Below are 12,155 nucleotides of genomic sequence, written 5' to 3' on the forward strand. Positions count from 1 at the left end.
GAGTTGCAAATGGGTGAAAGAGCACTGAAGCTGATCGTGGATGTTTTAAGCCAGCCCGCCGTTTTAATAGCAATCATTTCTCTTATTGGGCTTATCCTTCAGAAAAAGCCTGCCAATGAAGTTGTGAAAGGGACGACGAAATCATTTTTAGGTTTTATCGTCATCTCGGCCGGTGCCGGGATTCTTGTAAACTCGCTCGAACCGTTTGGGAAAATGTTTCAGGCGGCCTTTCATGTTAACGGCGTTGTCCCGAACAATGAAGCGATTGTCGCCATGGCCCTTAACGAATACGGCACGGCAACAGCGCTGATCATGTTTTTTGGGATGTTTGCCAACATCTTAATCGCCCGTTTTACAAGATTAAAATATATTTTTTTGACAGGACACCATACATTGTACATGGCTTGTTTAATCGCAGTGATTCTGGCGGTCGCAGGTTTGAAAGGACCGCTCTTGATCGGCGTCGGCGCAGTTTCGCTCGGTCTGGCAATGGGGATATTTCCGGCAATCGTTCAGCCGTTTATGAGAAAAATAACAGGCAATGACAAAGTTGCTTTCGGCCATTTTTCAACGATCGGCTATTGTTTGTCAGGATTAATTGGAAAAGCTGTCGGAAAAGGCTCGCGTTCAACGGAAGATATCCGTTTTCCAAAAGGCCTCGGCTTTTTAAGGGACAGTTCTGTCAGCATTGCGCTTACCATGACCGTACTGTACGTTTTCATTGCATTATTTGCGGGGGCCGGCTATGTCGAAGGCGAGCTGAGCGGTGGTACGCATTACCTTGTATTCTCAGTCATTCAGGCGGTTACGTTTGCGGCAGGGGTGTTCATCATCCTTTCAGGCGTCAGACTTGTGCTCGCAGAGATCGTCCCGGCTTTTAAAGGAATATCCGACAAGCTTGTGCCCGATTCCAAACCTGCACTTGATTGCCCGATCATTTTTCCGTACGCGCCAAACGCGGTATTGCTCGGCTTTTTTTGCAGCTTTGCGGGAGGAATCACCGGTATGTTCATTCTCGGTGCAGCCGGAGCCGTCATCATTCTTCCCGGAGTGGTTCCCCACTTCTTTACGGGTGCCTCGGCCGGGGTGTTTGGAAATGCGGCCGGAGGCATAAGAGGAGCTGTCCTGGGTTCCTTTGTCAACGGGCTGATCATCACGTTCTTCCCTGTATTTCTTCTGCCTGTCATGGGTGATTTAGGGGTTGCCAATACGACATTTTCTGATACCGACTTTGCCGCGACAGGAATTGTTCTTGGAAATGCGGTGAAGCTGCTCGGCCCGGCCGGGATCACCATTGGCATAGCAGCTGTCGCAGCCGCTAGTGTCCTGCTCGGCTTTAGACAAAAAAAGCAGCCGGAATCCGATCAAAAAGCTGAAGCTTAAAGGAGGGGTTTGATGCGTGAAATGGAAGTTGACGTCGCTCGCTTATGCAGCCAAATCAGGCTGCTGACGCTCAAACAGCTGCATCATCTTGGTTTTGGCCATTATGGAGGAAGTCTGTCAATCGCTGAAGTGTTAGCCGTATTGTATGGAAAGGTCATGAAATTTGACCCCGCAAATCCGGCCTGGGAAGAAAGAGACTATTTTATCTTGTCAAAAGGGCACGGCGGACCTGCGCTTTATGCGGCGCTGTATCTGTCAGGATTTTTTGAGGAAGAGGTTCTCTACACATTGAATCAAAACGGCACGGCTCTTCCGTCACACCCTGACCGGAATTTAACGGCGGGAGTCGATATGACGACGGGATCACTCGGGCAGGGGATTTCAGCCGCGGTTGGCGCCGCGCTATCGCACAAGCTTTCCGGCCGGCCAAACCGCACCTTTGTCATTGTCGGCGACGGAGAACTGAATGAAGGGCAATGCTGGGAAGCCGTTCAGTTTGCGGCCCATCATAAGCTCCACAACCTTTATGTGTTCGTAGACGATAATAAACAGCAGCTGGACGGACCGACAAAAGATATTATCGACCCGTTGGATTTTGTCCGTAAATTTGAGGCTTTCGGGTTTTATTCCGAGAGAGTGAACGGACATGATACAGCGGCAATCATCGATTCGATTGAAAGGGGAGGGGCGCAGCGGGAAAAACCGGCTGCCATCATCCTTGATACAGTGAAAGGCAAAGGTGTCCCATATTTTGAAAGAATGGATAACAGCCATCATATTAGAGCGAATGACGAACAAAACCTCCTGATTGAGAAGAGCATCCGTGAGCTTGAAGAAAAGGGAGTGAGGACATGAGGCAGCCGTCAGCCGTGGGAGAGCTTGACGCGATTGAAATGAGGCAGGCCTACAGCTCAGCCATTTTCGAAATGGCAAAGGAAAACAAGGAGATCATTGCTTTGGAAGCGGATTTGATGAGTTCGATCTCCATGGATAAAATCAAACGGAAAATTCCGGAGCAAGTCATCAATTGCGGTGTAATGGAAGCTAATATGATAGGGGTGGCCGCCGGGCTGTCCCTGACCGGGAAAATTCCGTTTGTCCATACATTCGCCCAGTTTGCGACAAGGCGCTGTTTTGACCAGCTGTTTGTCTCAGGAGCCTATGCCAAAACGAACATTAAAATTTTCGGATCTGATTCAGGGATTACCGCTGAACATAACGGTGGAACCCATATGGCTTTTGAAGATTTGGGCCTGGTCCGCCTGATTCCAGGTGCATTTGTATATGAAGCAAGTGATGCGGCCATGCTGGCCTTTCTTTTGAAGAAAATAGCCGGAGAATACGGGATTCACTATATCCGTTCGATGAGGAAAAAAGCGGTCAAACTTTATGGTGAACATGAAACATTTGAAAGCGGAAAAGCAAAAGTGCTGAAAGATGGGAGTGACGCGGCGCTTTTTGCCAGCGGAATCATGGTTGCTGAAGCGTTAAAAGCATCTGAACTGCTAAAGGCAAAAGGCATAGAGGCTGCGGTCATCGACATGTACTGCATGAAGCCGATCGACAAAGAAACCGTGATCCATTATGCAGAAAAAACAAAAGCGGTTGTCACTGCTGAAAATCATAATGTCATCGGCGGCTTGGGCAGCGCAGTTGCGGAAGTGCTGAGTGAACATTGTCCGGTTCCTCTTAAGAGAATCGGGGTGCACGAAGCATTCGGACAGGTCGGGGATACGGATTATTTGAAAGAATTTTATCATTTGACTGCGGAACATATTGCTCAGGCGGCTGTACAGCTTGTTTAGGAAACTCTTTGTCCTGGCCGATTTTTATATTAGAATAGATAGAAGCCTAAAAAAGTGGAGGTATCTGAATATCGTGTCAGTCAGTCAAAGAGATCGAATCGATGTGAAGCTTGTAGCATTGGATATGGATGGGACGTTGTTGAATGATGAACAGACCATTTCAGATGAAAATAGAAAAGCGATTAAAGAAGCCGAAGAAAAAGGGGTTTATGTCGTGGTCAGCACCGGACGGACCCTGATGACGTGCCGCGAATTGGCAGAGTCTTTGGAGCTGTCTTCATTTTTGATCACGGCAAACGGAAGTGAAATCTGGGATTCTTCCTTTAACTTAGTCGAACGCCAGCTGCTCCATCCCGATCATGTGCAGATGATGTGGGATTTGCGGAATACGCACAATACCGATTTCTGGGCGTCCAGTGTCGATAAAGTGTGGAGAGGCGAGTTTCCCGAAGATATACAGTCTTATGAATGGCTGAAATTCGGGTTCGACATTCCGGATGATGATGTCAGGAATCGGGTCTTGGAGGAGCTGAAAAAGAACAAAGAACTCGAAGTCACAAATTCCAGTCCGACCAATATTGAAGTAAACGCCCTCGGCATTAATAAAGCAGCTGCTTTGGCAAAAGTGTCCGAGCGCCTCGGCTTTACAATGGAAAATGTGATGGCTGTTGGCGACAGCTTAAATGACATCGCCATGATCAAAGAGGCCGGATTGGGCGTCGCAATGGGGAACGCTCAGGACATCGTCAAGGAAACAGCAGACTGGATTACAGATCAAAATACAGAACACGGCGTCGCCAAAGCGATCAGACATTGGGTATTGTCTTAGCCGATAAAAAGAGCCTCAGGTCGGGCTCTTTTTTTGTTGGACAGCAAAACATTCATGCTTCTCAAAACTTCTTATCAAACGCGTGAAGAGCGCTTCTTCGACCGCAAATTTTTAGGAAAATCGATTTATTTTATGTTAGGTTTTCTAACAATGTGATGCCAAGAAGGCAAATCCCTGATATAATCATTCTAAGTTTGATTATTCGGAATTAAGGTTCCGAAAATCGGAACAAAAAGGGATATACTAAAATTCGATGAATTGCGGCATCAATAAATAGGGGGGACTATGATGAATCTTGTTGATTTAAACTGTGATCTTGGAGAAAGTTTCGGCGCCTACAAAATAGGACTTGATGAGGATATTCTCGAATTTGTCACATCGGCCAATATTGCTTGCGGATTTCATGCCGGAGATCCGGGCGTCATGCGGAAAACCGTTGAGATGGCTGCTGAAAAAGGGGTTCAAATCGGCGCGCATCCCGGTCTTCCGGATTTAGCGGGATTCGGCCGGAGAAATATGGCCATTACGCCAGATGAAGCATATGATCTCGTTGTTTATCAAATTGGCGCACTGTCCGGATTTTTAAAAGCCGAAGGCGTTAAGATGCAGCATGTAAAGCCTCATGGTGCACTTTATAATATGGCTGCAAAGAGCAGAGAACTATCGGATGCGATTGCTCATGCGGTCTATAAAACAGACCCCGACCTGATTTTGTTCGGATTGGCGGGAAGTGAGCTCGTGCTTGCGGGAGAAAGAGCCGGTTTGAAAACGGCGCATGAAGTGTTTGCTGACCGTACATATCAAGAAGACGGGACACTGACCTCCCGTTTGCAGGATGATGCGCTGATTCAAGATGATGATGAAGCGGTTGCTCAAGTGATCCGTATGGTCAAGGAAGGAAAAGTCCGCAGTCTGCAGGGGACTGATGTCGGTCTTAAAGCAGATACGATATGTATTCACGGCGATGGCGCACATGCGCTGCAGTTTGCGCAAAAAATCCGCCGGGAACTAAAGTTTTCAGATATTAATGTACAAGCTTTTTCAACATGATGCTGACAAAAGGAGGAATACAATTTGAAGCAAAACAAAAAAGCAAAGGGCGCTTCTAGCAACTGGACATTATTATTGGGAGCGGCTTTTTTAATGGCCACATCCTCAATTGGACCAGGCTTTTTGACGCAAACCACAGTTTTCACCCAAAGCTTAGCCGCAAGCTTCGGCTTTGTCATCTTGGTGTCCATTATTTTAGATATCTTTGCCCAAACCAATGTGTGGAGAATTATCGCTGTTTCTGAAAAAAGAGGCCAGGAAATCGCCAACCTTGTCTTTCCTGGGCTTGGCTATGTGATCGCCTTTCTCGTCGTTCTCGGAGGGCTTGCCTTTAATATCGGCAACATTGGAGGCGCGGGTCTTGGACTGCAGGTTTTATTCGGAATCACGCCTCAGACAGGAGCCATTATCAGCGCCGTCATCGCCATTCTGATTTTCGTCATTAAAGAAGCAGGAAAAGCGATGGACCGATTTACGCTGATCGCGGGCTTTGTCATGATTCTGTTAACCGTGTATGTAGCTGTCACAACAGGGCCGCCGGTCGGAGAAGCGCTGTCAAAGACGGTCATGCCTGATAAAATCGATATTCTTGCGATCGTCACGCTTGTCGGCGGAACGGTCGGCGGATACATTACGTTCGCCGGGGGACACCGTTTGCTTGATGCGGGTGTAAAAGGAAAGGATTCAATACCTGAAGTGACGAAAAGTTCTGTTTCCGGCATTTTTATTACTTCTATCATGAGAATTGCACTTTTCCTTGCTGTACTCGGTGTTGTGTCGAAAGGCCTCCAGATTAATCCGGATAACCCGCCGGCTTCTGTATTCCAGCTTGCTGCCGGAAATGTCGGCTATAAAATCTTTGGTCTTGTCATGTGGGGGGCTGCCGTTACATCCGTCATCGGCGCCGCTTATACATCGGTATCTTTCTTTAAAACGTTTTCGCCTAAAATTGAAAAAAATACCAATCTCATTATTATCATCTTTATTATTGTCTCAACGCTCTGCTTTGTAACGATCGGAAAACCAGTCAATCTTCTGGTCCTTGCTGGTGCGTTAAATGGGTTGATCCTCCCGATCGCTCTGGGCTCCCTCTTAATCGGCGCCCATAAAAAGAATGTTGTCGGAGATTACAGACATCCGGTTTGGCTGACGATTCCCGGCATTATCGTCGTGGTTGTTATGGCGGCTATGGGAGGCTATACACTGATCAATCAAATTCCTAAGCTATGGGGATGATATCGTTGCAAAACTTAAATGTGATGCGTCCTGAAGAAGTCCGCGGATTGATCCGGCAGGGCAGGCTTTCAGAACCGACGGCCGGCATGGCCGCGGGCTACACTCAGGCGAATTTGGTTATTTTGAAAAAGGAGCTGGCCTTTGAATTTCTGTTGTTTTGCCAGCGGAATCAAAAGCCCTGTCCGATTCTGGATGTCACAGATCCAGGTTCCCCCGTCCCGTCTATCGTAGCGCCAGGCGCCGATATTCGCACCGATTTTCCGAAATACCGCGTGTACAATAGCGGGAAACTGACGGAAGAAGTAACAGATATCTCACCGTTATGGGAGGACGATATGGTCGGCTTTTTAATCGGCTGCAGCTTCACATTCGAACAAGCGTTGTTAAACAACGGTATTCCCGTCAGACACATTGAAGAAAAGCGAAATGTTCCGATGTATCAAACGAATATTCCATGTGTACAGGCGGGCCGTTTTCAAGGACCGATGGTCGTCAGCATGCGGCCGATTCCGGAAGAACAGGTAGTGCGGGCCGTTCAGGTTACATCAAGGTTTCCCGCCGTCCACGGAGGTCCGGTTCATATTGGCCGTCCTGAAGCCATCGGTATTCAAGACATCGCCAACCCTGATTTCGGTGACGCGGTGACGATCAAAGAAGGGGAAGTTCCGGTATTTTGGGCATGCGGTGTTACACCACAGGCTGTCGCTATGCATGTGAAGCCGGAGCTGATGATTACACATTCACCGGGTCATATGCTGATCACGGATGTGCGGGATGAACAGTTTGGTGTTTGATAACATGTAAAATCAATACAGATCAGTTTGTCTGTATTGATTTTTGCTTTAGGGGAGTGGTGTAGAATTGAAAAATGTATCTGGTGTAAAAATGGCGCCGCTCGGGGACTCTGCGGTCATCATTCAGCTTGGAACCGACATAAATGAACAGACACAGCTTTTGGCAAGTGCCCTGACAAAACAACTTGAAAACGATCCGTTCCCAGGCTTCATTGAATGTGTACCAGCTTTCACGAGCGTAACCGTTTTTTATCATCCTTTTGAAGTATATCAACAGATGAAGAACAGCACGTCTTTTGATTCTCCGTATGAAAAGGTTAAAACCCTCATCAAAAAAAGCATCCAAGAGCTGACGATAGAAGAAGAAGCAGAAAAACGCACGGTTGAAATTCCCGTCTGCTATGGAGGCCGTTTCGGTCCCGATTTGGAGGAAGTGGCCCGGATCAACGGTCTGACTCCAAAAGAAGTGATTGACATCCACATAGCAGGTGAATACCTCGTATATATGATCGGCTTCGCGCCGGGATTCCCTTATTTAGGCGGTATGTCGGAAAAAATAGCTGCGCCGCGGCGATCTTCTCCGCGGACTTCTATTCCGGCTGGTTCAGTGGGAATCGCCGGCATGCAGACAGGTGTCTATCCATTATCAACACCAGGCGGCTGGCAGCTGATCGGCAACACGCCTCTTGATTTATTCAGGCCTCATGAACAGCCTCCAAGTCTCCTGAAAGCTGGAGATATGGTGAAATTTGTCAGCGTGACAGAAGAGGAGTACGAAAGGTTGAAGGAGGGAGAATCGTGAGCATAGAAGTATTAAAGCCCGGCCTCATGACGACGGTTCAAGATCTGGGTCGCACCGGATTTCAAAAGTACGGCATCCTTGTAAGCGGGGCAATGGATGCGGATTCCTTGCGCCTAGCCAATATGCTGGCTGGAAACAAGCAGAACGAAGCGGCGCTTGAAGTGACGCTGATGGGGCCGGGTCCGTCTCTCCGCTTTCAGAAAACAGCTCTGATAGCGGTGGCAGGAGCCGATTTTTCCCTGACTGTAAATGATGAAGAAGCTCCGCTGTGGAGGCCCGTCTTGGTTGAAGAAGGAAGCATCATCACATTTGGGATGTGCAGGCGGGGCAGCCGCGCATATATGGCGGTCGCCGGTGGAATCGACGTTCCGCCAGTCATGAACAGCAAAAGCACATATGTAAGAGCCGGAATCGGCGGCTGCAAAGGAAGACAATTGCAGAAAGGCGATTCTTTAACAGCCGGTGAGCTGACAGCTTTATCAGAAAACATCATAGAGAAGCTAAGGGCTCAAATGAATCCGCACGGATTTGCGACCCCCAATTGGGCTGTAGACCGCCAATATTTTCTTCCGTTAAAGAAAAATCCGGCGATTCGCGTGATAAAAGGGGAACAATTCAGCCGCTTTACCCAATCCTCGCAGGAAACTTTTTTCGCAGAGCCTTTCCGGGTCACGGCCAAATCTGATCGAATGGGATACCGTCTGCAAGGGGAAGCCCTTCAACTCGAAAGCCCGCTGGAAATGATCTCTGAAGCCGTATCTTTCGGAACGATCCAGGTTCCGCCTGACGGCAACCCGATCGTGCTTCTTGCAGACAGGCAGACAGCCGGAGGGTATCCGAGAATTGCCCACATCATTTCAGCCGACTTATCTGCTGTTACACAGATGATGCCGGGAGAGCAAGTGCAATTTCAGCTTATCGGCCTGCATGAAGCAGAACGGCTCTACATTGAACGCGAGACAAAAATCAGCGAACTTGCCGCCCGCTTAAAGCTTGAATACATGTTATGATGTGTATCAGGAGGGGGAAGGGATGGAAAACAGAAATAAAACGGTTGTTAAAGCTATGACCCTGCTCAATCTGTTTTTGACGAGAAAACGGCTCTCGCTTAATGACATGATTGAGCTTACGGGTATGCCGAAAACATCTGTGTATCGTATGGTTTGCTCTCTTGAAGAAATGGGGTTTCTTGATCGTGATCAAAATGGGATGTATGCCTTAGGTTTGTTATTTTTGCAATACGGCCAGCTTGTTTCAGAAAGATTGGATATTCGAAAAATCGCTTTGCCTATTATGGAAGAACTCCGGGATGAAGTGGACGAAGCCGTCCATTTGATCGTCAGACAGGGAAATGAAGCGATGTACATAGAGAAAATAGAAGGCACGCAGACCGTTCGCCTCTACACGGCTATCGGGAGAAGATCTCCTTTATATGCCGGAGCTTGCGCGAGAAGCATCCTGACGTTTTTGCCGAAGGAGGAGCGGGAAGCCTATATCGAAAAAATCGAATTGGAGCCGATGGCGTCTGGAACAATCCGCGATAAGGACGAGCTTGTCCGCGTGATTGAGGAGTCATACCGAAACGGGTGCACCGTCAGCCATTCAGAGCTTGAAGACTATACATCCGCCATCGCTGCACCGATTTTCAACCATAAGCGCCAGATAGCTGCGGGAATCAGCATAGCCGGATTTGAAGCCCGCTTTCAAAAAGACCGCCTTCCTTATTTAACGGAAAGAGTGAAAAAGGCGGCGCTTGATATTTCAAGAAAGCTAGGTTTTTAAAGAAAGAGAAGAAGAGTATCCTTTTTCACTTCTGCCGAGTACATATATGGTAGCCGTCACACTAAAGTGACATAGCCGGAGGGGGAAAGGATATGACGCTTCAATATACGGCTCTCGGCGATTCTTTAACTGTCGGAGTCGGCGCCGGTTTTTTTGCACCGGGGTTTGTTCAGCGCTACAAAAGAAAGATGGAAGAGGATTTGCAGCAGGACGTTTCCTTAGTGGTGTTTGCCAAATCAGGTCTTAAGACGGCGGAAATTCTCGAGATGCTTGATCAGCCATTCATCAGGGAGCAAGTCAAAAAGGCGGATGTCATCACCATAACGGGCTGTGGCAATGATCTGCTTCAATCCTTGGACATTTACGAAAAAGAACAGGATGAACACGTTTTTTGGGAAGCATCCTCGCATTGCCAGAAAAACTACTCAGACATGCTGGCGAGAATCGAGGAAATAAAGGGAGCCGAACATTCGAACTTCATTGTCAGGCTGCTCAATCTTTATAATCCGTTTCCAAACATCGAATTGGCTGAAAAATGGATTTCCGGTTTTAACAGGCATTTAAAACAGCTGGAGACAGCGCCGCAAATCAAGGTTATCGATACTTATGCCGTATTTAAAGGGCATGAAAGAGAATACTTGTCATTTGATCAGGTTCACCCGAACGGCAGAGGGTATGAAGCGATGGCAGAAAAGCTGAGAGCGGCCGGTTATGGGCCGTTGGACAACTAAACATTTTTAAGAAAGATCTTCTGGTCAAAGAAGGTCTTTTTTTATGCCTTCGTATAACCTCAAGCGTCCGCCCCTGTAGTTTCCGCGAGTCGATGACGGCATTCGAAGACACACTAAAAAAGGAAACTATTAAATTTTGTCACACCGCTACTGCCAAAGTGGCGTTTTCTTTCAATTGAGACGAGGCTGTAAGCGTTTTAGTATAAAAACAGGGGGCGACATTATTCGACATCATTTTTTATCACTTGCTTTAAAGGACAACAAAGGAGGTTATGAAATGGAAGATAAACAAAATAAAGATTTCAAAGTAAAGATTCAACGTTTCGGAAGCTATCTGAGCGGAATGATCATGCCGAATATCGGCGCATTCATCGCATGGGGCATCATCACCGCCTTATTTATTCCGACGGGCTGGTTGCCGAATGAAGCACTTGGTACATTGGTTGACCCGATGATTAAATATTTGCTGCCGCTTCTGATCGGCTATACGGGCGGTAAGATGATTTACGATCACCGCGGCGGAGTCGTCGGGGCGACGGCAGCAATCGGAGTGATTGTCGGTGCTGATATTCCGATGTTTCTCGGGGCGATGATCATGGGGCCGTTAGGCGGTTATCTGATCAAACAGACGGACAGGCTCTTCAAAGATAAAGTCCGGTCAGGCTTTGAAATGCTGATTAACAACTTTACGGCCGGGATTCTCGGATTTATTCTGACCGTCCTCGGGTTTTTGGCGATTGGTCCGGTTGTTCTCGGCTTGAATAAAACATTGGCTGCGGGTGTGGAAGTGATCGTCAATGCGAATCTGCTGCCTTTGGCAAGCATTTTTGTAGAACCGGCAAAAGTTCTTTTCCTGAACAATGCGATTAACCACGGTATTTTAAGCCCGATCGGGATTGAAGAGGCGGCCAAAACAGGAAAGTCAATTTTATTCCTGCTTGAAGCCAATCCCGGACCTGGTCTCGGCATCCTTTTGGCCTATATGGTATTCGGCAGGGGGACATCAAAGCAAACCGCTCCCGGAGCTGCGGTGATCCATTTCCTTGGCGGAATTCACGAAATTTACTTCCCTTATATCCTGATGAAACCGCTTTTAATATTAGCGGCGATAGCAGGGGGAGCAAGCGGTGTACTGACTTTCTCCATCTTTAACGCGGGATTGGCGGCCGTTCCTTCTCCTGGAAGCATCATCGCGATTTTGGCTATGACGCCGAAAGGGAACCACATCGGCATCATTCTCGGCGTTCTGGTCGCGGCGGCTGTGTCATTCATTGTGGCATCACTCATTCTCAAAACGTCTAAAGCTGCTGAAGAAGAGGACTTAACAGCAGCTGCGGAAAAGGTGCAGCAAATGAAAGGGAAGAAGAGTCAAGCCGTCTCAGCCTTGACTTCGGCTGAACAAACAGAGGAAACCGCTTCCGACTACAAAAACGTCGGAAAAATCATCTTTGCATGTGATGCAGGGATGGGGTCGAGTGCAATGGGAGCGTCCATCTTGAAAAACAAAGTCAAAAAAGCTGAACTCGACATCGACGTATCCAATACGTCAATCAACAATCTGCCGGATGATGCTGATATCGTCATCACGCACAAAGACTTGACAGAGCGTGCAAAGACTAAGCTTCCAAACGCCAAGCATATATCAGTCGAAAATTTTCTAAACAGCCCAAAATACGACGAACTGATCGATCAGCTTAAACAATAAACAATCTGACAACCTGGCTGAGCCTGCTCAGTCAGGCT

Annotated in this window: 12 protein-coding genes; all 12 read left to right on the plus strand. The window is 47.7% G+C overall.

The features are described 5' to 3' along the window. Nucleotides 1-9 precede the first annotated feature (9 nt). The 12 genes from RBH91_RS02750 (at nucleotide 10) to RBH91_RS02805 (ending at nucleotide 12,117) form a co-directional block, all read left to right on the plus strand. Nucleotides 10-1,383, plus strand: coding sequence for a PTS ascorbate transporter subunit IIC (locus tag RBH91_RS02750; protein WP_307893406.1), 1,374 nt, complete (start codon nucleotides 10-12; stop codon nucleotides 1,381-1,383). Between the two features lie 21 nt (nucleotides 1,384-1,404). After that, nucleotides 1,405-2,238 carry a transketolase gene (locus RBH91_RS02755; protein WP_307894635.1) on the plus strand — a complete coding sequence of 278 codons (834 nt, stop codon included), beginning with the start codon at nucleotides 1,405-1,407 and terminating at the stop codon, nucleotides 2,236-2,238. Further along, nucleotides 2,235-3,188, plus strand: coding sequence for a transketolase family protein (locus RBH91_RS02760; protein ID WP_307893407.1), 954 nt, complete (start codon nucleotides 2,235-2,237; stop codon nucleotides 3,186-3,188). Before RBH91_RS02755 ends, RBH91_RS02760 begins: the two co-directional genes overlap by 4 nt. 73 nt (nucleotides 3,189-3,261) lie before the next feature. Next, the gene (locus RBH91_RS02765; protein WP_307893408.1) at nucleotides 3,262-4,017 is read left to right on the plus strand and encodes a Cof-type HAD-IIB family hydrolase; all 756 of its coding nucleotides are present in this window, start codon (nucleotides 3,262-3,264) and stop codon (nucleotides 4,015-4,017) included. A 288-nt stretch (nucleotides 4,018-4,305) separates the two neighbouring features. After that, nucleotides 4,306-5,067 carry a 5-oxoprolinase subunit PxpA gene (gene pxpA / locus RBH91_RS02770; protein ID WP_076761218.1) on the plus strand — a complete coding sequence of 254 codons (762 nt, stop codon included), beginning with the start codon at nucleotides 4,306-4,308 and terminating at the stop codon, nucleotides 5,065-5,067. 24 nt (nucleotides 5,068-5,091) lie between these two features. Beyond that, nucleotides 5,092-6,303, plus strand: coding sequence for an NRAMP family divalent metal transporter (locus RBH91_RS02775; protein ID WP_076761219.1), 1,212 nt, complete (start codon nucleotides 5,092-5,094; stop codon nucleotides 6,301-6,303). Continuing rightward, nucleotides 6,294-7,097 carry a putative hydro-lyase gene (locus tag RBH91_RS02780; protein ID WP_076761220.1) on the plus strand — a complete coding sequence of 268 codons (804 nt, stop codon included), beginning with the start codon at nucleotides 6,294-6,296 and terminating at the stop codon, nucleotides 7,095-7,097. The genes RBH91_RS02775 and RBH91_RS02780 overlap by 10 nt, the downstream gene beginning before the upstream one ends. Nucleotides 7,098-7,188: 91 nt before the next feature. Then, the gene (gene pxpB, locus RBH91_RS02785; protein ID WP_307894637.1) at nucleotides 7,189-7,899 is read left to right on the plus strand and encodes a 5-oxoprolinase subunit PxpB; all 711 of its coding nucleotides are present in this window, start codon (nucleotides 7,189-7,191) and stop codon (nucleotides 7,897-7,899) included. Further along, nucleotides 7,896-8,909, plus strand: a complete 1,014-nt coding sequence (locus RBH91_RS02790) for a 5-oxoprolinase subunit C family protein (RefSeq protein ID WP_307893409.1) — start codon at nucleotides 7,896-7,898, stop codon at nucleotides 8,907-8,909. Before pxpB ends, RBH91_RS02790 begins: the two co-directional genes overlap by 4 nt. Nucleotides 8,910-8,931: 22 nt before the next feature. Beyond that, nucleotides 8,932-9,681: an IclR family transcriptional regulator gene (locus RBH91_RS02795; RefSeq protein WP_076761222.1), complete on the plus strand. Its 750-nt coding sequence runs from the start codon at nucleotides 8,932-8,934 to the stop codon at nucleotides 9,679-9,681. Between the two features lie 92 nt (nucleotides 9,682-9,773). Then, complete coding sequence (locus RBH91_RS02800) at nucleotides 9,774-10,412, plus strand: GDSL-type esterase/lipase family protein (RefSeq protein ID WP_076761223.1); 639 nt, start codon at nucleotides 9,774-9,776, stop codon at nucleotides 10,410-10,412. A gap of 277 nt (nucleotides 10,413-10,689) precedes the next feature. Then, nucleotides 10,690-12,117, plus strand: a complete 1,428-nt coding sequence (locus RBH91_RS02805) for a PTS mannitol transporter subunit IIBC (RefSeq protein ID WP_076761224.1) — start codon at nucleotides 10,690-10,692, stop codon at nucleotides 12,115-12,117. Nucleotides 12,118-12,155: the final 38 nt, after the last annotated feature.

This window comes from Bacillus swezeyi (assembly GCF_030908325.1).
Taxonomy (GTDB): Bacteria; Bacillota; Bacilli; order Bacillales; family Bacillaceae; genus Bacillus; species Bacillus swezeyi.

Excerpts from the sequence above, each read along its gene's own strand:
- RBH91_RS02750 (WP_307893406.1), top strand. The coding sequence starts at position 10 with ATGGGTGAAAGAGCACTGAAGCTGATCGTGGATGTTTTAAGCCAGCCC.
- RBH91_RS02755 (WP_307894635.1), top strand. The coding sequence starts at position 1,405 with ATGGAAGTTGACGTCGCTCGCTTATGCAGCCAAATCAGGCTGCTGACG.
- RBH91_RS02760 (WP_307893407.1), top strand. The coding sequence starts at position 2,235 with ATGAGGCAGCCGTCAGCCGTGGGAGAGCTTGACGCGATTGAAATGAGG.
- pxpA (WP_076761218.1), top strand. The coding sequence starts at position 4,306 with ATGAATCTTGTTGATTTAAACTGTGATCTTGGAGAAAGTTTCGGCGCC.
- RBH91_RS02780 (WP_076761220.1), top strand. The coding sequence starts at position 6,294 with ATGGGGATGATATCGTTGCAAAACTTAAATGTGATGCGTCCTGAAGAA.
- pxpB (WP_307894637.1), top strand. The coding sequence starts at position 7,189 with ATGGCGCCGCTCGGGGACTCTGCGGTCATCATTCAGCTTGGAACCGAC.
- RBH91_RS02795 (WP_076761222.1), top strand. The coding sequence starts at position 8,932 with ATGGAAAACAGAAATAAAACGGTTGTTAAAGCTATGACCCTGCTCAAT.
- RBH91_RS02800 (WP_076761223.1), top strand. The coding sequence starts at position 9,774 with ATGACGCTTCAATATACGGCTCTCGGCGATTCTTTAACTGTCGGAGTC.
- RBH91_RS02805 (WP_076761224.1), top strand. The coding sequence starts at position 10,690 with ATGGAAGATAAACAAAATAAAGATTTCAAAGTAAAGATTCAACGTTTC.